Source organism: Reichenbachiella sp. (assembly GCF_965233835.1).
GTDB lineage: Bacteria > Bacteroidota > Bacteroidia > Cytophagales > Cyclobacteriaceae > Reichenbachiella.
In genome coordinates, this window is the sequence record NZ_OZ247585.1 from 2,309,247 (window position 1) to 2,336,220 (window position 26,974).

The window sequence follows — 26,974 nt, forward strand, 5'->3', positions numbered from 1 at the left end:
TATTTTAAAATATGAATAAATTCCTAGGAAGGATTTATCTGATACATGCCTTCATTGTATTTTTTGGCTTATTCGTGCTTTTGATTCCATTTTTTGCTCTGGCTATATTGTTCGAGCTATCTGAATTTGCAGTTTCTCTGAATCGATATTGGGGTAGAGCTTTTTATATCTTAATTGGTATATCCCCTAAAGTCGAAAATAAGCATCTGCTGAATAAAAAAACAAATTATTTATTCTGTCCCAATCATTTTTCTTTCTTAGATATCACATTGATGCCTCTGGTACCCATAAGCTTTAAGTTTGTTGGAAAAGTATCCATATCCAATATCCCAATCTTCGGATATTTTTATAAAAAACTCCACATCACTGTAGATAGAGAAAAACTAAAGGACAGGTATGCCACGTACCGTAAAAGTGTAGAAGCTCTTGAAAATGGGCACTCCCTGACCGTCTTTCCTGAAGGAGGAATCCATGCGGCTCATACTACTCGAATGAATCGTTTTAAAGAAGGACCATTTCGCATGGCTATTGAAACAGGCGTGTTTTTAGTGCCTATCACATTGGCAGACAACTGGTGTATCCTAGCGGATGATGGTAAATTTCTAATGAACTGGAAAAGAAGAAGCCGTCTCATTATTCACGAGCCAATAGACCCTTCAAAATACACTTTATCAAATATAAAAGAATTTCAGGACGAAGTTCGAGGAAAAATTCAAGGAGAATTGGATAGATTGAATCTTGAATCAAACTAAGAATGTATGCTTAGATTGTTATATTTAACTTCTTGTTGAAGCCTTTCAAATTTTACCATTCAATAATTCCGTACCATGACAATTGATTTAAGAAGCGACACTGTAACAAAACCTAGTGATGAAATGCTAGAAGTAATGATGGCGGCTGAAGTAGGGGATGATGTCTTTGGTGAGGATCCAACGATTTTAATGCTTGAGAATAAGGTGGCCAAATATTTCGGAAAGGAAGCTGCGCTATTCTGTCCATCAGGTACGATGACCAATCAAATTGCGGTAAGGATTAATACTCAGCCTCAGGATGAGGTGCTTTGTGACCGAACTTCACACATTTACAATTATGAAGGCGGTGGTGCAGCTTACAACTCTATGGTTTCTATGAAATTACTTCACGGAGATTTAGGACGTTTCACTGCCAACGATGTTAGAGAGAATATTAATCCTGACGATATTCATTATGCTCGAACATCAATGGTCTCCTTAGAAAATACAGTAAACAAAGGTGGCGGTAGTGTCTTTCCATTGGACGTAATCAAAGATATCACGAAAGTGGCTGTGGAAAATAAACTCAAAATGCATCTAGATGGTGCTCGGGTTTTCAACGCTCTTGTCAAAACTGGAGAAAACCCTGTAGATCATGGTAAATGCTTTCATACCATGTCGGTTTGCTTTTCTAAAGGGTTAGGAGCGCCGGTAGGTTCGGTATTGCTGGGCTCAAAAGAAGCTATTGCAAGAGCGAGAAGAGTGCGGAAAGTATTTGGTGGAGGCATGCGACAGGCAGGTTACTTGGCGGCCGCATGTATATATGCTCTGGAAAATAATGTTCAACGTTTGAAGGATGATCACCGCAGAGCCAACCAATTGGCAAATATGTTCGAAGATAAAATGTATGTGGAAAATATTATATCCGCGGGAACGAACATCGTTATTGTATCTATAGCAAAAGACAAATCAGTGAGTGACCTGCTGAACGGCTGGAAGAAAAAAGGCCTGCTAGCTGTACCGTTTGGTCCGAATGATATTCGGCTAGTTACTCATCTCAACTTTACAGATGATATGCTTCAGAAAGTAACAGAAGTGCTTGCTTAGCTCGCCTCGTTTTCCGCAAAGGTTTTAAACTGTTTCATAAATTTGAGGGTTTGTTTAGGGAAAGCCCCTTTCATGAATATTCCCATAAGTTTCATGAAGCCGGAAAATTGAAATTCATTTTCTGAGACCCATCGGGTTTGCTTTTCACCAACCTCTTCAAATCGATTTGAAATGATATTGAAAACGCCTTTAGTTTCATACGTTCCTGACATTTCATCCGGCAATTCATTTTTAGTCACTGTTTCAATCATTTCTATATCCCTTTTGCCCATTTTGTAGTGCAATTTAGACTTTGCTCCCGGCTGACCTGGGTCACCGCTGAGGTGATCAAAGCTGACTAGGTCGGGTTGCCATTTGTACATATTGTCAGGATTGTCAAATAGTGTAATGACTTTCGGTCTGGGCAGATCGATAATGATATCAACTGTGTACTTCATGATTTAGCGCGTTTATCTATCCAATATAATCATTCAGTAAACCAAAAAAAAGAAGGCTTCCGATTGATCATTATTCAACCCGAAGCCTTCTTCAAACAAAAGTAGTTGGTAATTATACAACTACATTGATAATTCGCTTTGGAACGATGATTACCTTTTTTGGAGGCTTGCCTTCTGTCCATTTCTGAACTGCTTCATTAGCCAATACCTCAGTTTCTATTTCGTCTTTTGGCTTGTCGATGGCAAAAGCGATTTTTGCTCTCACTTTGCCGTTGATAGAAATAGGGTATTCATGCGTACTCTCAGTCAAGAAACTCTCGTCGAATGCAGGAAACTGAGCTAAACTCACCCCTCCTTGGTGACCCAATTGCTCCCAAAGCTCTTCCGCCAGATGAGGAGCGAAAGGAGATAGTGTAATGGTTAGTTTCTCTAAAACTTCTCTCTTGTTGCATTTTAGAGCAGTCAATTCATTCACTGCTATCATTAATGTACTGACCGAAGTATTCAAAGACAGGTTATTGATGTCTTCTTCTACTTTTTTGATCGTGCGATGAATGATTTTCTGTTCTTCATTAGTTGGCTTTTCATCAGAGACTTCAAAGCTCTCTTCTCCATTGTGGAAGAGTCTCCAGAATTTCCTTAAGAACTTATAAACGCCGTCTATACCATGAGTATTCCAAGGTTTAAACTGTTCCAATGGTCCCAGGAACATCTCGTACATACGAAGTGTGTCAGCTCCATATTTTTCAATGATGTCGTCAGGATTCACTACGTTGTATTTCGACTTTGACATCTTTTCTACTTCGTAGCCACAGATGTACTTACCGTCTTCCAGAATGAACTCCGAATTTTTTAAATCCGGTCTCCAGGCTTTGAAAGCTTCTGTGTCCAAAACGTCATTGTCTACCAGGCTCACGTCGACGTGCATTGGCGTCGTGTCATGCTGGTTTTTCAGGTTCAATGAAACAAATTGATTCGTTCCTTTTACTCTATAAACAAAGTTAGATCGTCCCTGAATCATTCCCTGATTCACCAATTTCTTGAATGGTTCTTCTTCTTTGGCGAACCCTCTGTCGCAAAGAAATTTGTTCCAGAATCTAGAGTAGAGTAGGTGACCGGTGGCATGTTCTGTACCACCGATGTATAGGTCTACATCTTTCCAGTAGTTCTGCACTTCAGAAGATACAAAAGCATCGTCATTGCTGGCATCCATATACCGGTACCAGTACCAGCTAGATCCGGCCCATCCTGGCATCGTACTTAGCTCTAGTGGATAAGACTCACTAGATCCCTTTGGAGTATAAGTAAAGCCTTCTGCTCTGGCTAATGGCGGATCACCGTCTGCTGTCGGAAGATATTTGTCTATTTCTGGTAGCACGATAGGCAAGTCTTCCTGCGCTACTGGATAAGGAATTCCATTCTTGAAGTAGATCGGTACAGGCTCACCCCAGTATCTCTGACGAGCAAAAATAGCGTCTCTGATTCTGTAATTTATTTTGCCACTTCCGATGCCATTTTCTTCCAGAAAGGTAATGGCTTGGTTTGTTCCTTCTTGAAAGTTCAAACCTTTCAATATACCTTCATTAATGATCTTGCCTTCTTTGGTAGCATCTGCTTGTTCACTCACATCCATACCGTCATAAACAGGTAGGATAGGTATATCAAAATGTTTAGCAAAATCGAAATCTCTTTGGTCACCGCCTGGGACAGCCATGACAGCTCCTGTGCCGTAGCCTGCCAGTACGTAGTCAGCAATCCAGATTGGAATACGTTCTTTGTTGAAAGGGTTGATTGCATAAGCACCTGTGAAAGCGCCAGATACGGTCTTCACGTTGGTCATTCGATCACGCTCCGATTTGTTTTTCGCTACTTCTACATAGGCCTCTACATCTTTGCGCTGATTGTCCGTAGTTATTTTATCTATCAGCTCTAGTTCAGGTGCAAGTACTAAGAAAGTAACACCACATACCGTGTCTATTCGTGTGGTGAATACGGTGATTTTGTCATCGTGCCCCTCGATAGCATAATCCATTTCTGCACCCTTGGATTTTCCAATCCAATTGCGTTGCATTTCTTTCAATGGTTCAGGCCAGTCGATGGTGTCGAGACCTTCAAGTAGACGTTCTGCATAAGCGGTGATTCTCATGCTCCATTGCTTCATGTTTTTTCTCACTACTGGAAATCCACCTCTTTCTGAGAAGCCATCTTTTACCTCGTCATTAGATAGGACGGTTCCCATTTCAGGACACCAGTTTACCGTAGTTTCGGATAGATAGGTAAGTCTATACTGAAGAAGAATTTCTTGTTGCTTGGCTTCATCAAAAGCATTCCAATCTGCTGCAGAAAACTCGCTGGTATCTTCATCACAAGCTGCATTGATTTTAGAATTGCCTCCTTTTTCAAATTGAGCAACTAGCTCTTGAATGTCTCGGGCTTTATTAGAGTCGTAATCATACCAGCTATTGAATAGCTGAATAAAGATCCATTGCGTCCATTTGTAATAATTAGGATTGCAGGTTTGTACTTCCTTACTCCAGTCGAAAGAGAAGCCAATGTTTTTCAATTGTTCCTTGTACCTCGCTATGTTTTCTTCCGTGGTTACGGCTGGGTGCTGTCCGGTTTGGATAGCATATTGTTCTGCAGGCAAGCCAAAAGCATCAAAACCCATAGGATGCAATACATTAAATCCTTTCGTTCTTTTGAATCGGCAGACAATATCCGAGGCGATGTATCCTAGTGGGTGACCTACGTGCAATCCAGCACCTGATGGATACGGAAACATATCTAAGGCATAAAATTTTGGTTTATCCTGATTAACCTCAGCCTTAAAGGACTGTTGTTCTTGCCAGTATTGTTGCCATTTTTTTTCGATCGATTGGAAGTCGTATGATGCCATTTGTTCGTTGGTGCAATTTGATATAAGTGCGTAAAATTAATAGTATTATTGAATTAATTGGTTAGATTAAAGGAGTTGTAAAATGGGCCAATGGTCAACTTTTGTACAACTCCTAAAAATTCAATAAATGAAAAAGGCAGTTGCCTAAAAAAATAGGAACTGCCTTCTGAATCTAGTAGCGAAGACGGGAGTTGAACCCGTGACCTCAGGGTTATGAATCCTGCGCTCTAACCAACTGAGCTACCTCGCCGTGTGATTTTTCGAGGTGCAAATCTAGCCATTGTTTGTTTATTCACAAGTCTTTATAAAAACTTTTGATACATTCGTAGAAAATTCATACATTGAGTAAATAGGAAACCGATTTAAAAGGATATGAGCAAGTTCAAATATGTGGGGGAATATGAGGTCAAGGCATCAAAAAAAATGCTGTATCCTTACTTGTCTACGGCAAGTGGGCTGGCCCAATGGTTTGCCGATGACGTCAATATTGATGAAGATAAAGTTTTCACTGTAATATGGGATGGAGAAGAGAATAAAGCCAAGATGGTTTCCCATCGCACCAATTCTCAGGTGAAGTTTGAGTTTATCTCTGATGATGACGATCCTAATTATGTGGAGTTCAAGATTGATATGAATGAACTCACTCAGTCTGTCTTTATAAGAGTTACAGATTATTCAGAAATGGATGACGAGCAGGAGCTTGAAGAGCTTTGGGAAAGTTTGATGACCGATCTCAGAGAAATAGTAGGAGGTTAATTAATTTGATGCTCTAACCTTACCACAATCCCATCACATACTGCACACTTACCAGCAAACAACCCTGGTTTTCCGTGTTCTTCCTGGCATTTTACACACCAATATCTGCCACATGATCGGCAGTGTAGTGTAGCTCTTTTCTCGCATTTATTGCAGTTGTGCATATTTCATCTTCTTTATCTAAATATAATAAATATTAGAAACTCAACATTTATGGTTGGTACAGAATAATACCATTTGCATAAATTTTGGTAATAAAATGAACCTAAACAGGTTATTAGTAGTATTAGAGTATGAGCGCACTTCAAAAAAATGTACCTTTGGATTGCAATTTTTAAATAAAGTCTAAGAATGATGAATAAGACCTTCGTTTTAAGTGTTTGTATTTTGTTGGTGAGTTTGGTTGTTGTTGATCAGTCTATGGCTCAGGATGTAAAGAACGGATTTCGCTCATCGGAGAATGAGGGGTGGATGGTGAACGTAGAAGAGGCTTATCAATTATCTGAGAAAACAAACAAACCAATTTTGGCCAATTTTACTGGCAGTGATTGGTGTGGCTGGTGTAAAAGGTTGAAAGCTGAGGTTTTCAATAAACCAGAATTCAAAGCATGGGCTTCAGAGAATGTGATTTTGTTAGAGTTGGATTACCCACGAAGAACAAGTTTGCCAGAAGCACAGAAAAAACAGAATGCTGAATTGCAACAGGCCTTTAGGGTTACAGGTTTTCCTACCATATGGATGTTTGATTTGGATAGACCTGATGGAAAAAGGTTTCAGATACAGGCTTATGGTAAAACCGGTTATGCAGCTGGTGGTCCAAATAAATACATTCAGAATCTTGATAAAATGCTAGAGCTAAAGGAGAAGAGCGTTAACTAAACTAGCGAGCATTAAAGCCTCTTAGCTTTATTTGAGTTAGTTTTCTTTTAGTGTCCTGAGGAAAGTCTCCTTTCATCATCCAGTCGTAATAGCCTGGTTCTGCTTTCAATACATCTTCCACTGGTTTGTGTCTGTGTTTACCAAAGTTGAAGACTTCCACACCCTCATCATTGGTTACAAATCTGCCTGCCAGATCTACCATATTAGCCGCTGAAACCTCATGCAGATTTTTCATATCATTAGCCATTGTACCCACAACCTTGCCCATGGGATTTACCACTTCTTGCCCGTCGTATTTTTCAACCTGAGCCTTAATTACCGCAGCTGTGGCCAATGTATCTGCTTCTGCACTATGGGCATCATCTAGAGATTTACCACAGTAGAATTTGTAAGCCGCTGTTAAGGTTCTTTTTTCCATCATATGGAAAATTTTCTGCGCATCCACGAATTTCCTATTGGATATATCAAAGTCCACTTCTACTCTGGCAAATTCTTCGACCAATAAGGGAATATCAAACTTTAAACAGTTGAATCCACCTAAGTCACACCCTTGGAGAAACTCCGCGAGACTTTTTGCAATAGACTTAAAAGTAGGAGCATCCTTGACATCCTTGTCGTAAATGCCATGAATCATACTGGTCTCTATTGGGATTGGAATAGTTGGGTTGATTTTCATCGTTTTAACTATTTCCTCCCCATCAGGCATGATTTTAACCACAGAGATTTCAACAATGCGATCAGTAGATATATTGGTTCCAGTAGTTTCCAGGTCGAAAACTGCCAGTGGATTTTTTAAATTTAATTGCATCAATGTTGTTTCAAGTGATTAATCAGGCGTCTGATTATTAAACAATTTTTTCTGCAAAAGCAGCAAGGTCCATTCCTCCAAATGTCCCAGAACTCATGAATAGTAAGTCATGATCTTTCCAGGTTTTAGATTGAAGGTAAGACTCTAGTTTTTGAGTATCTGTGAATAGTATGAGGTCCTTTCTGCCAAAAGCAGATTTGATTTCCTCTTCCGCTATAGATTCATAGTTTTTTTCCTGAACCACTTTTTGATCGTAGAAGACAATGGCCTCATCTGGTGTCTTGTAGGTTCCTTTGTAGTTCGCCAAAAAATCTTTGTTCAAACTGCTAAACGTATGCAGTTCGTAACATGCTACTAATTTCCTCTTAGGGTGCAATTCTTTGAGTGCAGCAGAAGTGGCTGCCAATTTAGAAGGAGCATGTGCAAAATCGGTGTACACAGAAGTATGGCTATTCTCAGCAAGGAGATTGTTCCTTTTGAAGGCACCCTCAAAGCTTGCTACAGCCTCGTAGAACTGCTCGTCCGTGATGCCTATTCTTTTCAGAATCGTTTTGGCCCCTTCAATATTTTGCATATTGTGCTTACCAAAGAGTTTGACAGGAGTATCTCCGTTGATGACAAAAGCCCCATCCTTTACCTTGTATTTAGGTGTTTCGTAGGGTTCTTTTCGTACGTCGTTTCGTTCTGCATTGCCAATTTTCTTAGCCTGCTTGTCATCGGTACAGAAAACTAATGTTCCGGCCTTTGGTGTTCGATTGGCAAGCTTTTCGAATTGCTCCAAATAGCTTTTTTCTGAAGGGTAAACATTGATGTGGTCCCAAGCTGTTCCACTTATTAGTGCAATGTGATGATCGTACTTGAGGAATTTTGGTTCTGGGTCGAGAGGAGATGTGAAGTATTCATCGCCTTCGATGATGATCACGGGAGCATTCGATAATTTAATCGTTTCATCTATCCCATTGATCTTAGCCCCAATCACATAATCGAAATCCCGCTTCCAATAATTCAATACATGAATAATAGTGCCGGTGATAGTCGTTTTACCATGACTTCCTGCAATAACAATTCGTTGTTTGTTGTCAGACTGTGCTCTGATAAACTCTGGATAGGACCAGATTTTAATGCCTAATTCTTGAGCTTTCAACAATTCAGGATTGTCTGCTTTGGCATGCATTCCAACAATCACCGCATCTATCGAGTCATCAATTCTATTGGCATCCCAACCCATTGCATGAGGTAGCAATCCATTAGATTTCAGCAAACTTGCCGCTGGGTCATAAATCTTATCGTCAGAGCCGGAGACAGTCATTCCTTTTTTCTTAAGGGCAATAGCTAAACTGCTCATTACTGCACCTCCAATGGCGATAATGTAGATTTTTTGATTTTTTTGACTCATGCGGGATTTGAATTTTTTCAAAAATAAGACAATTAGTAAGGTGTGCAAATTAAACCCAAGCATAAAATTTGAGCAACAATAATCTTAGTAGTAATCGTTTAATAATGTAACGGCTCATGAATATTCATTTCATTGTGGAAATGTTGTTATTAATCTGAGGTAGAATTAAGGAGAATACACCACCCATTTACATAAGTTTGTTTTCGAAATTGAAATAGATGTAATTCCAGATTTCTCTTTATAAAAATTATGGCCAATATAGATTCTCCAGATCAAGGAAATATCAAAAACAAAGTAGGTGGAAGGAAGAGCCCATCGAAAACGGCGTTGGTGCCGTTAGGCAAGATGCAGCCACAGGCGGTAGATATAGAAGAGACGGTGCTGGGTGCGTTGATGTTGGAAAAAGACGCATTGACTACAGTGATTGATATCCTGAAACCTCAGAGTTTCTATGATGACCGTCATGCTAAGATCTATGAAGCCATCGTTCAGCTGTTTAATAAGTCTGAACCGGTCGATATCATGACCGTAACGGCTCAGTTGAGAAAAAATGGAACACTAGAAATTGCAGGCGGGGCTTATCATATAGCCAACCTTACTACCAGAGTAAACTCGGCCGCCAATATTGAGTATCACGCCCGTATCATTACTGAGCAGGCGATTAAAAGAGATTTGATTCGGATTTCAGCAAAGATTCAAGAAGATGCATTCGAAGATACTGAGGACGTATTTGAGCTGCTTGATAGAACAGAACAGGCACTATTTGAGATCTCTGAATCCAATATCAAAAAGAATTACGCCGGCATGCAGCAATTGATGCATGAGGCCATTATGGAGATTGAGGCTCGAAAGGAACACAAAGATGGACTGACAGGAGTGCCAAGTGGATTTACTGAGTTAGATCGGGTTACTGCAGGGTGGCAAGCTTCGGATTTGGTGATTATAGCAGCACGTCCAGCGATGGGAAAAACAGCTTTTGTTGTATCCGCGATGAGAAATGCGGCTGTAGAGTTTGGAGAAGCTGTAGCTATTTTCTCATTGGAGATGTCATCTATTCAATTGGTTAATCGATTGATTTCAGCGGAAGCGGAATTGGAAAGTGATAAAATCAAAAAAGGAAACTTGGCTGACCACGAGTGGGAGCAATTGGTTCATAAGACTGCTAGATTGACCGAGGCACCAATATTTATTGATGATACGCCTGGATTAAGTATACTGGAATTAAGAGCGAAATGCAGAAGGCTTAAGGCTCAACATGATATCAAAATGATTATTATTGACTACTTGCAGTTGATGTCTGGTGATTCGTCCAAATCAGGTGGTGGTGCCGGGAATAGGGAACAAGAAATTGCTTCGATTTCTAGAGCCTTGAAAGGAATTGCGAAAGAATTGAACGTTCCGGTGATTGCACTGTCTCAGCTGAGTAGAGCGGTGGAAACCAGGGGTGGAGACAAGCGACCACAACTTTCGGATTTGAGGGAATCTGGATCTATTGAGCAGGATGCAGATATGGTAATGTTCCTATACCGTCCTGAATACTATGATATTACCGAAGATGAAGATGGTTTGCCAACAGCAGGGACTGGAGAAGTAATTATTGCAAAGCACAGAAATGGTTCTTTGGAAAATGTAAAACTTAAGTTTATCGGTCGATTCACCAAGTTTGCTGATTTGGATGGGTCTATCATGGGAGGTGATTATAGTGGAGGAGGCTTCCCATCGGCTGGTATTCCTGCTGAATTTGATAGCTCTCCTAATACCATGACCTTCCCGTCTAAAGCCAATGAAGGAGAGGAGCCACCTTCTGGTGACGCACCATTTTAACTAACCCAACACAACATGAAAGCCCTATTACTAGTTGACGAAAGTCAGGATAAAATTGCTATTCGAGAAATTGAAAAGCCATCTCCAAAGAAAGGAGAGGTGCTTGTTCAGGTGAAAGCAGCGGCCTTAAATCATCGGGATCAATGGTGTAGGATTGGTATGTATCCGAATATTCAATACGATACTGTTTTGGGGTCTGATGGAGCGGGAGTGGTCGCCGAAATTGGAGTCGGTGTTGATGGTAGTTGGTTAAATAAAGAAGTAATCATTAACCCTAACATCCATTGGGGTGATGATGAAGCGGCACAGTCTGCAGCGTATCACATATTAGGCATGCCAACTAACGGCACCTTTGCTGAATACGTAGTGGTTCATGCAGATCGCTTGAGTGAAAAACCTGCCCATTTGAATTTCTCTGAGGCTGCGGCTTTGCCACTGGGTGGTTTAACAGCTTTTCGAGCCACCTTTACTAAAGGTCATGTAAGCAAAGGAAATAAAGTATTAGTCTCTGGGATAGGAGGAGGAGTAGCACAGTTTGCTTTTCAGTTTGCCTTAGTGGTAGGGGCAGAAGTATGTGTAACTTCTGGAAGTCCAGAAAAGCTAGATCAAATGATTGATAGGGGTGCAACTGGAGGCTTCAATTACAAAGAAGAAGCATGGTCGAAAAATGCATTGAAAACCACCGGAGGATTTGACGTGATCATTGATAGCGCCGGAGGCAGCAGTATGAATGACTACCTTAGGTTGATTAAATCAGGTGGTAGATTGGTGCATTATGGGTCGACCACGGGAGCTCCGAAAAACCTGGATATGTTTAGGTTGTTTTGGAGCCAGGCCAGTATTCATGGTAGTACCATGGGTTCGGACAAAGAATTTGGAGAGATGGTAAAGTTTGTTTCTGAAAACAACATCAAACCAATATTGTCATCAGTCAGAGATTTTGATCAAATCATTGCTGCTTTTGACGAAATGCATGCAGGTAATCAAATGGGTAAATTGGTCGTTACTTTTTAGTTTTCCAGAATTACGAATTCTACTCTTCTGTTAAGTGCTTGGTTTTGAGGGGTGTCATTAGGTACTATGGGTTGACTGCTGCCATAGCCTTTAAATTCTAATCTGAACTCATTTAGGCCTTTGGCCACTAAATAATCCACAACTGCTTTGGCTCTGGCCTCTGATAATTTTTGATTGTACTCTCTTGAACCCACATTGTCCGTGTGTCCTTCTATCTCAATTTTCACTCTTCTATGTTTCTCCAGATAGGCCAGTAATTTATTGAGTTCCAAATAGGAGGTTCTCAACAGTGTGGCCTTGTCAAATTCAAAATAGATATTTTGTAAAGTGAATTTCTTGCCGACTTCAGCCGGACCAAAATAATCGTCTTCTGGTTCTGCTTTGGTCACTACCGGATCTGGGTAGATGGATTCATTCGGATCTACAGGACGAACTAGCACGTCATCGATTAAATAATAAGAGATTTGAGGTTGCAGATGTTTAGGTGTTCTTTTGTCTCTGATATGTGAGAATTGACGCTTAGTTTTTTTTGTTTTCAAGGCGGAATCAGGAGCAAAAGTTCCGATGGTTAACGCTAATTCATCGCCTTTGGCTGTAAATGTCCCGGAGATCTTTGTCCAATTTTCATTGTCGTCCAAAATTTGATCCTTAGGATTGGATACCTGAGGTTTGTAGTGATTGAAATTCATGATTTGCCAATCGAAGTTGGGCATATCTCTGGTGAAGTACATGCCAAAACTGTTAATAGCCCATTCGCAATTGTCTGCCAGATTTATCCACATTTCTGCATAATACTGGTTGCCTGCTACGAGAGGTTTAGTCAATTGCACCATAGCAAATTCACGATGATTTTCGGGTACGCGCCAGCCTCGTCCGCTTTTGGATGTTAGGTACGAAATGACTCCGATATAAGCTTCTCCACTATGCGCTTCCTGCTCTCCAAATACACTGTTAGGCACACCCATGATGTTTTTCGTATTGCATGCATGGAAGAAGTCAGGTGAGGGGTCGGCTGTTCCAAATGGAAACCAGGATTTAGTGAATTTGAGCTGATTCATGGTGAAAGGGCAGTCCCAATTTTCTTCGAAACCAGGATTGAGTACCATGTTTTGGGCTTGCCCATTGAGAAACACGGCGAGCCAGCATGCTACTACCAAAAATCCATTTTTGACCATAATGCAATATACACGCTCAAAGGGATTTCCAAGGTTTGAGCGTGTATATTTCCAGGCAAATCCTACGACTTTTTCTTCGTGCCGCAGATTGGTAGTTCTGGTATATCAGTGAGTCGACTAGTGAGCGTTTTAATGTCTAATCCTTCAAAAGTGGGAATAGATTCGTTCAGTATTCTCGATGAGGATAGCTCAAAGTCTGCATATTGCCAGGCCTCTGTGAGTTTTTTTGCTGTAAGGTTTGCCTCTTCGGTTTTGCCTTGCGCCTCAAAACTCATTAGTAATCCCTTGAGTGCCCAACCATTCTTGGGATAGACAGCCAAATCTTCCAAATAAGTTTTTTCAGCCAATTCATAAGCGTTATTCTCTAAATAGATGGCTCCGAGGGTATGTCTCACTGAAAAAAACCAATCTGGTGGCTCGTTATAATTTAACTGATCCTCAATGGCTACGGCTTGATTGAGCTTTGAAATTGCTCCTTGGGAGTTGCTCTTATTGTTATCTATTTCTGCTTCCAGAATCAGCGTGGCAATTCGGACCAAATGATCTACAGTATTCAATTCCCATATGGAGATCTGTTGAAGTTCTTCTTTGTCATTAATTCTTTGTAGAGATTCCAATTCGCTTAGAGCCAGTTCGATTTGGTTAGTGCCTAGAAAGGCCATGCCTCGTGCGTAGTGCCAAATGGCCTCAGGATAAAGTAAATCTGGTTTTGGAAGTTCCAGTACCTTATTCCACTGACCAAATTTGACTAATATGTAATAAGGAATGATATAATAATGCTGAAGCGTTGCCCATTCCGGCTGATACATCAGTTGCGCATCTGCGTTTTGCGCTACTTTAAATGCAGATTCTATAGAAAGTTCACCTCTGCCTTCCAAAGTAGCTGTTGCGGCCAGGAAGTGATAGTTGTGTGGATAGTAGGCAAGTGGATAGATTCCTTGGGCTTTGCAATTAGTGATGTAGAGGCTGTCTGCAATAACGGATAGTTCTCCAGCTACACTTCCTTCATGATAGTTTCCAGTTCTGATGTAAATATGAGCTGGCATGTGAACGAGATGACCTGCAGCAGGAACCAAATCGGTCAGCGTATTGGCAGCTTCCAAGGCTCGGTCTGGATTTCTGGAAGCCTCAGTAGCGTGTATGTAATAATGATTGGCTCCTGGGTGCTTAGGATTAGCTGCCAGCGTGTTTTCCAAAATATCTAATATTTCTCCTGTCCATGGTTGAGGCTCGCCAGTTTCTGTGTCCCAATAATCCCAAGGGTGTAAGTCCATAAGGGCTTCCGCACACAAGGTAGCGACATCATAATTTTCCCTGAAGTTGAGATAGGTTGTTCGCATCTGACCGGCAAAAGACTCGTAACAAGCAGCCAGTGTTTGTTTTTCGTTTTTAGGATATCTGAGATCTATGGCTTCTATCATTTGTTTTTCGAGCGGGGTCACCTTGTCTATATGTTGTTTCGCATGAGTGATATACCCATTGGCTTCTACAACCAAAGATGAATCCATGGCCGCGTTGATATTGGGTCCGAGTACGTAGGCCATTCCCCAGTAACACATAGCACATTCTTCGTCGAGCCTAGCAGCCTCCTTAAAGGAACGCATCGCCTCGGCATGGTTTAGCCCGTAGGTTAAGGTCAATCCTTGATCGAAGAATTTCTGACTCCATTCATTTGAAGTGGAAATTTTGAAGTGGTTGTTGCCAAGTTGATCAAATAGAGGTGCCTGAAATTCAGGCGCTTTTTTCTTTTGACTACAGGCAAAAGAGAGAAAAGTAAGAATTATGCAAAGTTTAAGTGGTAGTAGTCTTAACATGGTTTTTTAGTTTGTTTTCAGCAAATTTATTAGCAGAACTTATTGGTTTGAAGATAGTTTGGTATACAAGAGGTGAACATGAGGTTGATTATTGCAAATAAGAACTGGAATTTAATGCATTTAAAATATCTGTTATCGTTTAGATTTGCGCAATGGCTAGAATGAGCTCATATAAAAAAGCGAAAATCTTAAGGTTGTTGATCCTTTATCTAGGAGTGTTTGCGGCGGTATTAGCCTGTGAAGAGGATGTCGAACCTACGGTTAGCGATCCGTCAGTGAGTATATTTTTCCTAAACAAGGACAGTTTAGATGCGGTGAACCTTATTACCGATTCGCTAAGTATAGAATTGGAAGAATATGATTCCATTATCATAGCTCTTCAGGATAGTGCTGATTTATTAGTGGATAGCTTGATTACCTTGACTGACTCCCTTGCCAATGGTGGTGACCTAAAGGATGATAGTACTACCGTTGCAAAAAATATTATTCTACTCAATGAAAGCCTTGATGTAATTGAAAAGGAAGATTCGGTAGTAAATGCCTCCTACTCTGGTTGGGTGTCAACCACATCAATAATAACCTCTGGTTCAGTCAAAATATCTTCAATTGAAAATAAAAAAAATGGCTTGAGCATAACCTACGAAGATAGTAGTACCGCTTGGAAATTGCCCTTAGACATGCAGGCTGATGACGTTGATGTAGCTATTACCATAGCAGATAGTGTCTACAATCTAGAGATTAGCTATAGTAGAACTACTGTTGCGGATGAAAAAAATAAGGTTGTGATAAGTGCCTCAGACTTTCAAATATTAAATACTGACTTCAAGAATCCATACTTGTCATGCAATGGCTGCGAAGCTTCAAAAACAACGATCTATGTGGAATTTTAGATGTTTATTGTTTTTAGTGGTATTTATCCCATTTCAAAGTATGGGGCAAGACTCCCTGCAGGTAGCAGCTGAGGACATAGAGGAAGAGCTAACCATGCCTTTCCTGTCTTCTATCGCTGTATCAGTTGACTATGGAAAATTGGCGGCTCAATTTTTGAATACGGAATCAAAATTTGAGTTTGGAGGACAGGTTGAATTTAAGGACCGGTTCGTTTTAATTGGAGAGTACGGTTTTTCTACTTTGACTCCCCATGGGGCTTATCAAAATACTGATTACCAATCAGAAGGAAACTACTTTAGGGTAGGGCTTGGGTATAAAATCGACTTTAAGGCTAAAAACAATATATATTTTTCTGCCAGATACGCAAAGTCTAGTTTCAAGGATAAAGGTGCACTGGATATTACTAGTGCTTCTGGTTTATACGATGATTTGTTCGAACCTTTTGTGCGTGACAATCTATCTGCTCAATGGTTTGAGGTTGTGATGAGTTCTGAAACGAAGCTTTGGAAAGGGCTTTATGCGGGATTTCATTTGCGATTACGTATCATGGATAAGTATGATGAGCAAGAACCTTTGGATGTGTATACTGTTCCTGGATACGGACGGACATTTGATAGAACTATACCTGCTGTAAATCTCTACCTTAAATATGCCCTACAACGTTTCTAAGGGGTATTCGAAAGCACTTCTGTAAAAGGAATAAATAATTCTAAACTTAATTCATCTGACTACTTGCAGGTCAGAAAGGCTGTGTTAATTTTGCGCATGGCAGAAAAGATTATCATCCTCGATTTCGGTTCTCAGTATACACAATTGATCGCTAGACGCGTCAGAGAGCTGAATGTTTATTGTGAAATTCACCCTTTTAGTAAAATACCTGAGCTGGACGATTCAGTTAAAGGCTTGATCCTTTCAGGAAGTCCTTGTTCGGTGAGACAAGAAGACAATCCAGATATCAATTTGGGAGCGTTGATTGGTAAAGTACCAATTTTAGGTGTTTGTTATGGTGCGCAGCTTATTGCGCACAAATCTGGTGGAGAAATTACGCCATCTAAAATTCGCGAATATGGTCGGGCAAACCTTTCTAAAGTAGACTCAACGAATGAGCTTCTAAAAGAAGTAGAGATGGACTCCCAGGTTTGGATGTCTCACAGTGATACGATCAAAAGTATTCCAGACCATTTTGAGATTATCGCCAGTACGCCTCAGGTGGAAGTGGCAGCCTTTCATAGCACGACTCATCCGGTGTGGTGTATTCAGTTTCATCCTGAAGTTACACACTCCACGCAAGGTAAAATCATTCTGAGAAACTTTGTAGTTCATATCTGTAAATGCAGCCAAGACTGGACACCAGATATTTTTGTAGATGCTACCGTTTCTGATCTCAAAGATCAATTAGGAGATGATCAAGTAGTGCTTGGATTGTCTGGAGGAGTGGACTCCTCTGTGGCGGCGATGCTTATTCATCATGCCATTGGAAAGAACCTACATTGCATCTTTGTTGATAATGGGTTGCTAAGGAAAAATGAGTTTAGCGACGTGTTAAAATCCTATGAAGGAATGGGACTTAATGTGAAGGGAGTAGATGCCTCAAAGGAGTTCTATAAAGCGTTGGAAGGCCTTACTGATCCAGAGGATAAGCGAAAGGCTATCGGACGAGTTTTTATTGAAGTTTTCGATGCCGAAGCGAAGAAAATTAAGAATGTCAAATGGTTGGGTCAGGGTACGATATATCCAGATGTAATTGAATCCGTTTCTGTCAACGGACCATCGGTTACCATTAAGTCTCATCACAATGTTGGAGGCCTTCCTGCTAAGATGAATTTGAAAGTGGTGGAGCCGCTAAATACGCTCTTTAAAGATGAAGTTAGAAGGGTAGGAAGATCACTTGAAATTGATGAAAAAATATTGGGACGTCACCCGTTCCCAGGGCCTGGTTTAGGGATCCGGATACTCGGAGATATTACAGCCGAGAAGGTTCAAATCTTACAAGAAGTGGATCATATTTTCATCAATGGATTAAAGGACAAAGGACACTACGATGACGTGTGGCAAGCGGGCGCGATGTTACTTCCGGTTCAGTCTGTAGGAGTGATGGGAGATGAGCGAACTTACGAGCGAGTAGTGGCACTAAGAGCGGTCTCAAGTGTGGATGGAATGACGGCTGATTGGTGCCATTTACCTTACGATTTTTTGGCCGATATTTCGAACCAAATTATCAACAAAGTGAAGGGTGTAAATAGAGTGGTATACGACATCAGTTCTAAGCCACCAGCTACCATCGAATGGGAATAAAAATTTAGAATTGATCTGACTTGATCAGGTCATTTAATTCTTTCAAAATGATATCGCAGAGTTCTCGTAGCTCTGCGATTTGTTTTGGTATCAACTCCATATTTCTAGGCGCTTTTGCGTTGCCTTCAAGCTCACGAATATGTGTGGATAGATTGTCAATATTTAGCAATAAAAGAGAGGGTTTGAGTTTATGCATAAGCCGCCCAACTTGCTCCCAATTTTCTGCTTTTCCTTCACGTTCAATGTCGTCCAACATCTCTGGCGTATTCTTGACAATTGTCATGATCATTTCATAAATGAATTCTCTATCGTGATCACTGATCTCATATAGATAGGTGAGATCTAAAGGGAGTTGGATTTTGTCTGTGGCCATTTTGTGTTAAGCATAAATATCAAAGCTCCAAATTAAATAGAATTCCCGATTTGTTTGCTAAAAATGAAATAAATGAAGGCATGAAATGCATTTTTAAAAGTCAATAGACAAAATCTATTAGAGATATTTAATATTTTATAAATCAGATATTTAAATCTATTTGTTTAAATAATAGGTTTTAATAAAAAAGGTATAATTTTTTCTTAGTCTAGAATAGATGGTACCTATTGGCTTAAACGAATAAAATGTATGAACCAGGCTTTAATAACCTGAAGCCGCGCTTTCATTTCTTGTAATATCTGGCGCGCCTTCGATGGTACCATGCTCGTAGACCATGATGCATTCGAGCTTACCAATTGCCGGTTTTATTTCAATAGTATGACCCAGTAGTCGTAATGAATCTAGTAGGTTTGGATCAAACTTTCCTTCTTCAAAATAGACTTTATCAGGTAGCCATTGACTGTGAAACTTTGGCGCATCAACGGCCTCTTGCATGGTCATATTGTGATCAACAACATTGAGAATTGCCTGGTATACAGAAGTGATAATTGTGGAGCCACCAGGTGTGCCCAAAATCATTTCGACTCTGCCATTTTTTTCGACTATGGTTGGTGTCATAGAACTCAACATTCTCTTCTCAGGTGCGATCGAATTCACTTCGGTACTGACCAATCCAAATTGATTGGGAACGCCTGGCTTCATACTGAAATCATCCATCTCATTGTTGAGAAAAAAACCGGCTCCTTCTACCAGTACTTTTGACCCAAAATAACTATTCAAAGTGGTGGTAATGGCGACTGCATTTCCTTCGATATCAAGGATGGAAAAATGCGTGGTTTCCATACTTTCGATTACGTCAACTTGCCCCTCCTTAACCAGATTGGAAGGAGTAGCTTTGGATGGATTGATGTCCGAAAATTTTCGTTCGTTGTATGATGAACTTAGTAATTTGTCCAATGGAATTTCTACGAAATCAGGGTCACCCAAATAGGTGGCACGATCGGCATATCCGCGCCTTTCTATCTCGACCATTTTGTGAATCGTAGATGCCGTATTGTGACCAGATTTTTCCAAGTTAAATTGTTCAGATCCCTGAAGCATTTGAAGGAGCGTTACCCCACCAGCAGAAGGTGGGGCCATGGTAATAATTTGTCTGTTTTTATAACTACCGATTAGTGGTGCGCGCCATTGAGATTCATATTTGTTGAGGTCATTTTGTCTAATCAAGCCGTTGCCTTTTTTGCTTTCATTCAAAAGCTTTTCAGCCACCCAGCCGGAATAAAAACCATCTCTTCCTTTTTCTTGAATCGTGGTCAGCGTCTTGGCCAAATCTCTGTTAATTAAGGTATCTCCCGTTTGCCAAATTTCACTTTTAGTATATGGAATGTTTCTTTGGTTTACATCAAGAAAGGTCTGCTTAAAACGGTTGAGTTCTTTTGCCAAGGTTTGATTGATAGCATGCCCGTTTTTGGCTAGATCTATGGCGGGCTGGATCAGGGAAGGCCATGATAGTTTTCCGTATTTTCTGTGTAGTTTATACAAGCCATCTACAGACCCAGGCACACCCACGGCAAGATGACCGACCAGACTACTATCCTCGATGACCTCACCATTTTCATCTAAGTACATATTTTCATTTGAGGCCATAGGTGCTTTTTCTCTAAAGTCAAGAGAACCATTTTCTCCATTGCCAAGCCGAAAGACCGCGAAGCCGCCGCCGCCAATATTACCAGCCTGGGGATAAACCACAGCCAATACAAAATGCGTAACAACTGCGGCATCGAAAGCATTGCCTCCAGATTGAAGAGTTTCTTTACCAGCTTCGGAGGCGAGTATATGAGCAGAGACCACCATGCCATTTTTACTAAGAGTACCCCGCGTTCTGTTTTCTGTTTGTGGGGTGGTGCAAAAAGTGGTGAGTAGGATGGGTGCCAAAAGTAGCGTGCGTAGGCTCATTGTTGAAATGGATTTAGTATACCACAAGTATAAGTAATTGATGATAGGGTTTAATTATCAAGAAAATACTGTTTGAGAATTGTGGTATTGGGTAAATTGCCTTCCTAAGAAGATAAGATATGAAGAGACCTGATTTTGATGATATCTATATGGAGTTGGCAGTAAACTTGGCCAAACGTTCACATTGTATCAAAAGGCATGTAGGAGCTGTATTAGTAAAAGAAACAAGAATTATATCCATTGGATACAATGGACCTCCGGCTCATACGCACAACTGCGACGAGGAATTTCCTGAAACGGGTTGTGACAGAGATTCTAAAGGAAGCTGTACACTGGCTATTCATGCAGAGCAAAATGCCATTCTTTATGCGGTGAAAAACAACGCTTCTGTGGAAGGATCAAAACTATACGTGACGCTTTCCCCTTGTCTTTCCTGTGCCAGGATTATATTCTCTATGGGTATATCTGAGGTTGTTTATCTAAAATCTTATGCCGAATATAAAGGACTAGCTTCAGACGAGGGGATTGACTTCCTGGAGAAGTTTGGAGTCAGTTGCAAAAAATATGAAGGGGAAATTGCGGATTTGACTGCTATGATTTGAAAAGTAAAGGCTTATAAAAAAGGAAGGGGCTGCCTTTTGACGTGCAACCCCTAAACCAACCTAACCTAAACTTACCTCAACAACCTTAAATGTTGTAATTGAATGCTACCCTTAATATACGATAATCGTGCCAAAAAAGATGTAGCAATTCGAAATATTTTTCTTTCTTTCGAAATTGTGATACAAAGATAATAAGCTGTACCAACACACAAAACTATTCTTAGAAAAAATGTGAAAATTACGGGTATTCACTATTTGATAGGGGAATTACCTATATAAGTGGAACTTTCTTCATGTAAGTTGTATTTTAGATTTGAATTAGTCTTGAACTCCTCCTTCGTTTTATGCAAGAAAACACACACATTGTAATTGTCGGGAATGGTATTGCCGGAGTTACTGCAGCACGTCATATTCGTAAGCAAAGTAATTGCAGAGTTACTGTGATCTCCGGCGAAACAGATTATTTCTATTCAAGAACAGCACTTATGTATGTCTATATGGGGCATATGGAGTTTGAACATACACAACCTTACGAGAACTGGTTTTGGAAGAAAAACAAAATCGATTTGGTGAAGGATTGGGTTACTGCCGTCGACTTTGACTCCAAATCGATAAGCTTGGAGGATGGAGAACAATTGACTTATGATCGATTGATCATTGCCACCGGGTCGGTATCAAATAAATTTGGCTGGCCTGGTCAGGACGCAAACGGCGTGAGAGGATTGTACAGCAAGCAAGATTTAGAATATATAACAGAACGAACGATATCTATCAAACATGCGGTAATTGTTGGAGGAGGGCTAATAGGGATTGAATTAGCCGAAATGTTTCATTCCAGAGGAGTAGGAGTCACTTTTCTAGTAAGAGAAAAGAATTTTTGGGATATTGTTTTGCCTGAGGAGGAGGCCAAAATGATTAATCAAGAAATCATTGAACATCATATTGATTTGCATCTGGCAACTGAGCTCGATCAGATTAAAACTGATGACAATAACAATGTCGTTGCTGTGGTCACCAAAAGTGGGAAAGAAATCGAATGTCAGTTTGTTGGGCTTACAGTAGGTGTTTCCCCAAATGTAAATTGGCTGAAGGATACGAAACTAGAAATAGATAGGGGGGTAGTCGTCAATGAATATCTGGAAACGAACATTCCGGATGTATATGCCATTGGTGACTGCGCTGAACATAAAAATCCCTCAAAAGGACGGAGGCCTGTGGAGCAAGTATGGTATACCGGTCGGATGATGGGAGAAACTGTAGCGCGTACCATCACAGGAGAGAAGACGGCTTACAAACCAGGAATATGGTTCAATTCTGCCAAATTTTTCAACATTGAATATCAGACCTATGGTCAGGTAAAACCTGAACTGGATGCTGGACAAGAGCAATTCGTTTGGCAATCTGAGGGTAATAAGAAACTGGTGAGAGTAGTTTTTGACGAAAAAACTATGGCGGTTATTGGTGTAAACGTCTTCGGAATCAGAATGCGACATGAGGTTTGGGATGATTGGATTGGCAAAGAGCGAAAAATCAACTTTGTGATGGAGCATCTGGATCAAGCCAATTTTGACCCTGAGTTTTATAAAACTTACGAATACAGCATTCGAGAGAAATTCAATCGAGAATTTGATTTTATGACCGTCAAAAATACAAGACCGTCCTTACTAAAAAGGTTATTCGCATGAATTATAAATTGATACAAAATATTGGGCTCATCACTTTTTTGGTCGGGTTTGCTTTGTTTTTGGGCTCTTTTGTGAGTGAAAATTATAAGCTGACAGGACAAATCATTGATACGCAGATAAAGGATAGCACTAAATCTGAGTTGTTCAAATCGTTTGCTGAAAATGAGCTAGGTCAGACTTTTATCCACTCATTTGGCTTCAATTCGGCCTTGGATAAAGTGTTTAATGAAGCGAACGCTTTCCAACTTGAGCAATTTGCTATCAGCGATCAAAGAATTGACCAGATACTTACATTCTATTCAGAGGGTGTTTTTACTTTGGATCAGGCTCAACAAGCATTCAGAACGAAAGACGCGATAACTGGATTTCAATGGGAATCTTTTCAATCCTATGGAGGATGGTTGGATGGCCGAAGTTTTGGGAGTGCAGAGGAGTTGAGGAATTCACTCAAGATTGTTCAAGACAATATTGCCAAGTATGGTGTGATCAACCAAAAAGGTTTTAATGAATATGAAATCAAAGATTTGAAATATTCATTAACCAAAGCTTCGTCTGCAGGATGGATATCGCAAAATAAGACGTTTTCCTTTGTACTGATCTACTCATTGATGATTTTGGGTGCCTTGCTTTATATTCTACCCAACAAGAAAATACTTGGTCCACCCGGCATCAAGAATGACGGCACTTTTCACAGCAAGGCCAAAAATGTTGGCTGGATTGGTATATTGCTCGGGACCTTTCTGATTCTCTTTTATATCGTTTTGTATTTCTATCCGGAATATATGACTAGTTGGATTCTGATGGTTGATCCCGTAAGTCAGTGGCTCAAAGGATCGGATGCAGGCCGATTCTTCCTATATGGTTTTATCTACACACTGGCCATTCTTGTAATGGGTGTTAGGATGGTTATCAAATATAGACATAGCAAGTACCAGCTCTGGCGAACGGCTTCCGTCATGTTTTTTCAATTGGCTTTTGCCTTTTTAATTCCCGAAATATTGATTCGATTGAATCAACCCTATTTTGATTTCAAAAACATCTGGCCCTTGGATTATGACTTTTTCTTTGACAATGAGCTGAATACACTGATCAATCATGGAGGGATAGGACTTTTTATGCTCGGTTGGGGTATAGGCCTGACATTGATTGGTGTACCTGTGATGGTGTATTTCTTTGGCAAGCGCTGGTACTGTTCCTGGGTATGTGGATGTGGTGGTTTGGCCGAGACCGCTGGAGACCCCTTCCGTCAATTGTCTGACAAATCTTTGAAAGCCTGGAAGTTTGAGCGTGTTTCTATTCACGCCGTGTTGGTTTTCGCTATTGTTATGACTATCGGCGTGTTGTACACTTATTGGACTGGCGAAAGTGAATTGTTGGGAGTGAGTTCTTATAAGCTTCGTTCGGTTTATGGTGGATGGATTGGTGCTGGTTTTGCCGGTGTGGTAGGTACCGGTTTTTACCCCTTGATGGGAAATAGAGTATGGTGCAGGTTTGGATGTCCGCTGGCGGCCTACCTTGGTCTGGTACAGCGATTCAAGTCTAGGTTCAGAATTACCACCAATGGCGGGCAGTGCATTTCCTGTGGCAACTGCTCCACCTATTGCGAAATGGGTATAGATGTACGCTGGTATGCACAGCGAGGAGAAAATATCATCCGTTCTTCCTGTGTAGGTTGTGGGGTGTGCTCAGCCGTTTGCCCTAGAGGCGTACTCAATCTTGAAAACCGAGCAGACGACAATCGGTTTGAAACAGCTGGCCTGATTGGAAATGATAGTTTTCCTGAGATTAAAAAAAGCCGCAGATAGAATCTACGGCTTTAAAATACTTTAATTGAAGTAAAGACTACACGGCGAAGCTTTCTCCACAGCCACAAGTTCGGGTAGCATTCGGGTTTACGAATTGAAAGCCCTTGCCATTTAGGCCATCTGAAAAATCTAGCGTAGTGTCGAGTAGATAGAAAAGGCTTTTCTTGTCCACAATTACTTTCACGCCATTGGCTCCTTCAAAGACATCGTCTTTGTCGGTGATCTGATCGTCGAACGATAAATCGTACATCAAGCCAGAGCAACCACCACCTTTTACAGAAACCCTAAGGTTGTGCTGATCGGTATGTCCTTCTGCCTTCTTCAATTCTACTATTCTGTTTTGCGCTTTTTCTGATACGGTCAACATATTTTCTTATATCTAATGGTATTTTGAATACCTATTTGAATGTCTAACTTTTAAAAGTAGAAAACCCTTCGTCGTGCAGAAAAGTTTCACTTTTTTTGCAAATCTAACGATTTATTTAGAATCGTTTTGAATAATTAATCTCCAAAAATGAAACTAGAACACATTGGTATAGCGGTGAAGAACCTAAAATATTCTAACCAGCTTTTCGAGCAATTGTTTGGTCAACCAAGCTATAAAGTAGAAACGGTTGATTCAGAAAATGTTTCGACTTCGTTTTTTCAGGTGGGTGAATCCAAAGTTGAATTGTTGGAAGCTACCGAAGAGGATAGTGCCATCGCTAAGTTTATTGAGAAGAAAGGTGAAGGCATCCATCATTTAGCTTTTGAGGTGGAAGATATTCATGTCGAAATGAAGCGATTAGAAGGAGAGGGTTTTCAATTGATCAATAAAGAACCGAAAAAAGGAGCAGACAATAAGCTGGTTTGTTTTCTTCACCCCAAGTCGAGCAATGGAGTACTAGTAGAACTGTGTCAGGAAATAAAAGGATAATGTCGGAAAAAAGAACGGAAATAGGAGAAATAGGTGAGTTTGGACTGATTGATCAAATCAGTTCGAAGTTTACTAATAAAAACAGCTCTACACTAAAGGGTATAGGAGATGATGCTGCAGTTTTTGGTGCTGGCGATCCTTTACAACTGCTTTCTACGGACATGCTGTTGGAGGGTGTGCATTTCGATTTGTCTTATATGCCACTGCAGCATTTGGGATACAAAGCAGTGGCGGTGAATATCTCCGATATTGCCGCTATGAATGGAATTCCAAAACAGATTACAGTGAGTCTAGGATTGAGCAATCGATTCTCTGTGGAGGCTGTTGAGGAACTGTACAAGGGTATCCAATTTGCTTGCGAGGATTACAAGGTTGATTTAGTAGGTGGAGACACTACTTCGTCTCCGGCTGGTTTGGTGATTTCTGTTTCTGTTATTGGTGAGGTAGCCAAGGATAAAGTGGTCTACCGCAAGAATGCTGAAGAAAATGATATCATCTGTGTAACAGGGGATTTAGGAGGAGCCTTTTTAGGCCTTCAAATATTAGAAAGAGAAAAAGCGGTATTCAAGGAAAACCCTGAAATGCAGCCTGATCTTGAAAAGTACGACTATATCGTCAAACGCCAGTTGAAACCTTCCGCACGAATGGATGTCATTCATGAGTTGGGTGATCTTGGATTGGTACCCACTTCTATGATTGATATTTCAGATGGATTGGCTTCAGAACTGTTCCATATAGCCAAGAACTCCGAAGTGGGAGTGACTATTTACGAAGACAAACTTCCAATTGCCAAGATGGCTTATGATACGGCTGTAGAGTTTAATATGGACCCAATGACTTGCGCCTTAAATGGTGGGGAGGATTACGAGTTGTTATTCACCATTGGACAAAATGATTTTGAGAAGATCAAAAATCACCCTGATATTGCTACGATAGGTTATATAGACAAAAAAGCCAATGGCTTGAAAATGGTGACTAAGAACAACAATACGGTGTCATTGCAAGCGCAGGGTTGGAAGCATTTTTAGCCAGAAAAAATGTCAATTGAATATGATATTTTTTTTTCAAAATGATTTTAACTTTGTTAGGAACTCGTAGTTGACCCCTAAAGAAAATGAACGCATCCATTGAAATACCTAAGGATTCTAAGGTGTATCTCAATAAACCTTACGTGCAGGTGTTTTGGAGTCCAATCAATAAGATCCTAACAAGTCGCTGGACAGGCTTTTGTACGTTTGATGAAATCAAGGCTGTGGCACAGCGGATTATAGATGCAGTTACTCTTGAGGGAGCTAGAAAAGTACTTTACGACGCACGAGAAATTGAAGTGCTTGACGAAGAGTCTCAAAAATATATTGCAGGGGCCTTTACGAAAGAAATGATCAAGGCAGGAATAGAATATTCGGCTACTGTTTCTCCATTAGATGTTTTTGCCCAGTTTTCCGTAGACGATATCCAGAGTTCAATCAAAATCCCTGAGGCTTCACATAATAAGTTTTTTCAGAATGTTGATGAAGCCTTTAGTTGGCTATTGAGCAAATAGCTTAACAATCTTTAACATACACCTTTTCAACTTCTCAGTCATTACTTCGTATTTTTCAATTGGAAAAACGA

25 protein-coding genes and 1 tRNA gene are annotated in these 26,974 nt (G+C 40.5%); 15 read left to right on the forward strand and 11 right to left on the reverse strand.

The features are described from left to right. Positions 1–11 precede the first annotated feature (11 nt). Both ACO6S2_RS09770 and ACO6S2_RS09775 read left to right on the forward strand, forming a co-directional pair. A complete protein-coding gene (locus ACO6S2_RS09770) occupies positions 12–752 on the forward strand; it encodes a lysophospholipid acyltransferase family protein (RefSeq protein ID WP_422362315.1) in 741 nt (246 codons plus the stop codon). Positions 753–827: 75 nt separating this feature from the next. Beyond that, on the forward strand, positions 828–1,838 hold the full coding sequence (locus tag ACO6S2_RS09775; RefSeq protein ID WP_422362316.1) for a threonine aldolase family protein: 1,011 nt from the start codon (positions 828–830) through the stop codon (positions 1,836–1,838). Here the strand turns inward: ACO6S2_RS09775 and ACO6S2_RS09780 are convergent. From ACO6S2_RS09780 to ACO6S2_RS09790, 3 genes are all read right to left on the reverse strand, one after another. After that, positions 1,835–2,275 carry an SRPBCC family protein gene (locus ACO6S2_RS09780; protein ID WP_422362317.1) on the reverse strand — a complete coding sequence of 147 codons (441 nt, stop codon included), beginning with the start codon at positions 2,273–2,275 and terminating at the stop codon, positions 1,835–1,837. The two genes, ACO6S2_RS09775 and ACO6S2_RS09780, sit on opposite strands and share 4 nt — an antisense overlap. A 112-nt stretch (positions 2,276–2,387) precedes the next feature. After that, on the reverse strand, positions 2,388–5,171 hold the full coding sequence (gene leuS, locus ACO6S2_RS09785) for a leucine--tRNA ligase (protein ID WP_422362318.1): 2,784 nt from the start codon (positions 5,169–5,171) through the stop codon (positions 2,388–2,390). Between the two features lie 176 nt (positions 5,172–5,347). Then, positions 5,348–5,421, reverse strand: a tRNA-Met gene (locus ACO6S2_RS09790). Between the two features lie 122 nt (positions 5,422–5,543). On the opposite strand from ACO6S2_RS09790, the gene ACO6S2_RS09795 reads away from it, so the two are divergent. Then, positions 5,544–5,927 (forward strand): START-like domain-containing protein, encoded by a 384-nt coding sequence (locus tag ACO6S2_RS09795; RefSeq protein ID WP_422362319.1) that lies wholly within the window; start codon positions 5,544–5,546, stop codon positions 5,925–5,927. On the opposite strand, the gene ACO6S2_RS09800 is transcribed toward ACO6S2_RS09795, so the two are convergent. Further along, positions 5,924–6,091, reverse strand: coding sequence for a B-box zinc finger protein (locus tag ACO6S2_RS09800; RefSeq protein ID WP_412071650.1), 168 nt, complete (start codon positions 6,089–6,091; stop codon positions 5,924–5,926). The genes ACO6S2_RS09795 and ACO6S2_RS09800 overlap by 4 nt on opposite strands. A 187-nt stretch (positions 6,092–6,278) precedes the next feature. Here ACO6S2_RS09800 and ACO6S2_RS09805 point away from each other — a divergent pair, with 187 nt between their 5' ends. Then, entirely contained in the window at positions 6,279–6,806 is a 528-nt protein-coding gene (locus ACO6S2_RS09805; protein WP_422362320.1) for a thioredoxin family protein, read from the forward strand. A gap of 1 nt (position 6,807) precedes the next feature. Here ACO6S2_RS09805 and ACO6S2_RS09810 read toward each other — a convergent pair whose 3' ends face one another. Continuing rightward, on the reverse strand, positions 6,808–7,614 hold the full coding sequence (locus tag ACO6S2_RS09810; protein ID WP_422362321.1) for an exonuclease domain-containing protein: 807 nt from the start codon (positions 7,612–7,614) through the stop codon (positions 6,808–6,810). 37 nt (positions 7,615–7,651) lie between these two features. Then, positions 7,652–9,010 (reverse strand): UDP-N-acetylmuramate--L-alanine ligase, encoded by a 1,359-nt coding sequence (locus tag ACO6S2_RS09815; RefSeq protein WP_422362322.1) that lies wholly within the window; start codon positions 9,008–9,010, stop codon positions 7,652–7,654. Positions 9,011–9,259: 249 nt separating this feature from the next. Here ACO6S2_RS09815 and dnaB point away from each other — a divergent pair, with 249 nt between their 5' ends. Together dnaB and ACO6S2_RS09825 are read left to right on the forward strand one after the other, a co-directional pair. Then, positions 9,260–10,834, forward strand: a complete 1,575-nt coding sequence (gene dnaB, locus ACO6S2_RS09820; protein WP_422362323.1) for a replicative DNA helicase — start codon at positions 9,260–9,262, stop codon at positions 10,832–10,834. Between the two features lie 15 nt (positions 10,835–10,849). Continuing rightward, a complete protein-coding gene (locus ACO6S2_RS09825; protein ID WP_422362324.1) occupies positions 10,850–11,848 on the forward strand; it encodes a zinc-binding dehydrogenase in 999 nt (332 codons plus the stop codon). Here the strand turns inward: ACO6S2_RS09825 and ACO6S2_RS09830 are convergent. Further along, positions 11,845–13,023, reverse strand: a complete 1,179-nt coding sequence (locus ACO6S2_RS09830) for an OmpA family protein (RefSeq protein ID WP_422362325.1) — start codon at positions 13,021–13,023, stop codon at positions 11,845–11,847. The genes ACO6S2_RS09825 and ACO6S2_RS09830 overlap by 4 nt on opposite strands. 62 nt (positions 13,024–13,085) lie before the next feature. Next, positions 13,086–14,837 (reverse strand): tetratricopeptide repeat protein, encoded by a 1,752-nt coding sequence (locus ACO6S2_RS09835; RefSeq protein ID WP_422362326.1) that lies wholly within the window; start codon positions 14,835–14,837, stop codon positions 13,086–13,088. A gap of 161 nt (positions 14,838–14,998) precedes the next feature. Between ACO6S2_RS09835 and ACO6S2_RS09840 the strand changes: the two genes are divergently transcribed. The 3 genes from ACO6S2_RS09840 to guaA all read left to right on the forward strand — a co-directional run bounded on the left by ACO6S2_RS09840 (position 14,999) and on the right by guaA (position 18,023). Further along, positions 14,999–15,727, forward strand: coding sequence for a hypothetical protein (locus ACO6S2_RS09840; protein WP_422362327.1), 729 nt, complete (start codon positions 14,999–15,001; stop codon positions 15,725–15,727). Then, positions 15,714–16,397 carry a DUF6048 family protein gene (locus tag ACO6S2_RS09845; protein WP_422362328.1) on the forward strand — a complete coding sequence of 228 codons (684 nt, stop codon included), beginning with the start codon at positions 15,714–15,716 and terminating at the stop codon, positions 16,395–16,397. Before ACO6S2_RS09840 ends, ACO6S2_RS09845 begins: the two co-directional genes overlap by 14 nt. Before the next feature lie 96 nt (positions 16,398–16,493). After that, positions 16,494–18,023 carry a glutamine-hydrolyzing GMP synthase gene (guaA, locus tag ACO6S2_RS09850; RefSeq protein WP_422362329.1) on the forward strand — a complete coding sequence of 510 codons (1,530 nt, stop codon included), beginning with the start codon at positions 16,494–16,496 and terminating at the stop codon, positions 18,021–18,023. A gap of 4 nt (positions 18,024–18,027) precedes the next feature. Here the strand turns inward: guaA and ACO6S2_RS09855 are convergent, their stop codons facing one another. Both ACO6S2_RS09855 and ggt read right to left on the reverse strand, forming a co-directional pair. After that, a complete protein-coding gene (locus ACO6S2_RS09855; RefSeq protein WP_422362330.1) occupies positions 18,028–18,396 on the reverse strand; it encodes an Hpt domain-containing protein in 369 nt (122 codons plus the stop codon). A 261-nt stretch (positions 18,397–18,657) separates the two neighbouring features. After that, entirely contained in the window at positions 18,658–20,352 is a 1,695-nt protein-coding gene (ggt, locus tag ACO6S2_RS09860) for a gamma-glutamyltransferase (RefSeq protein ID WP_422362331.1), read from the reverse strand. A 119-nt stretch (positions 20,353–20,471) separates the two neighbouring features. Between ggt and ACO6S2_RS09865 the strand changes: the two genes are divergently transcribed. From ACO6S2_RS09865 to ACO6S2_RS09875, 3 genes are all read left to right on the forward strand, one after another. Then, positions 20,472–20,954, forward strand: a complete 483-nt coding sequence (locus tag ACO6S2_RS09865) for a deoxycytidylate deaminase (protein ID WP_422362332.1) — start codon at positions 20,472–20,474, stop codon at positions 20,952–20,954. Positions 20,955–21,298: 344 nt separating this feature from the next. Beyond that, on the forward strand, positions 21,299–22,639 hold the full coding sequence (locus ACO6S2_RS09870) for an NAD(P)/FAD-dependent oxidoreductase (protein ID WP_422362333.1): 1,341 nt from the start codon (positions 21,299–21,301) through the stop codon (positions 22,637–22,639). Further along, positions 22,636–24,444, forward strand: coding sequence for a 4Fe-4S binding protein (locus tag ACO6S2_RS09875; protein WP_422362334.1), 1,809 nt, complete (start codon positions 22,636–22,638; stop codon positions 24,442–24,444). Before ACO6S2_RS09870 ends, ACO6S2_RS09875 begins: the two co-directional genes overlap by 4 nt. A 37-nt stretch (positions 24,445–24,481) precedes the next feature. Here the strand turns inward: ACO6S2_RS09875 and ACO6S2_RS09880 are convergent, their stop codons facing one another. Further along, positions 24,482–24,811: an iron-sulfur cluster assembly accessory protein gene (locus tag ACO6S2_RS09880; RefSeq protein WP_348498444.1), complete on the reverse strand. Its 330-nt coding sequence runs from the start codon at positions 24,809–24,811 to the stop codon at positions 24,482–24,484. 147 nt (positions 24,812–24,958) lie between these two features. Here ACO6S2_RS09880 and mce point away from each other — a divergent pair, with 147 nt between their 5' ends. The 3 genes from mce (at position 24,959) to ACO6S2_RS09895 (ending at position 26,903) form a co-directional block, all read left to right on the forward strand. Then, positions 24,959–25,360 (forward strand): methylmalonyl-CoA epimerase, encoded by a 402-nt coding sequence (gene mce / locus ACO6S2_RS09885; RefSeq protein WP_422362335.1) that lies wholly within the window; start codon positions 24,959–24,961, stop codon positions 25,358–25,360. Next, on the forward strand, positions 25,360–26,388 hold the full coding sequence (thiL, locus tag ACO6S2_RS09890) for a thiamine-phosphate kinase (RefSeq protein WP_422362336.1): 1,029 nt from the start codon (positions 25,360–25,362) through the stop codon (positions 26,386–26,388). The genes mce and thiL overlap by 1 nt, the downstream gene beginning before the upstream one ends. An 86-nt stretch (positions 26,389–26,474) precedes the next feature. Further along, entirely contained in the window at positions 26,475–26,903 is a 429-nt protein-coding gene (locus ACO6S2_RS09895) for a hypothetical protein (protein ID WP_422362337.1), read from the forward strand. The last annotated feature ends 71 nt before the right edge of the window (positions 26,904–26,974 follow it).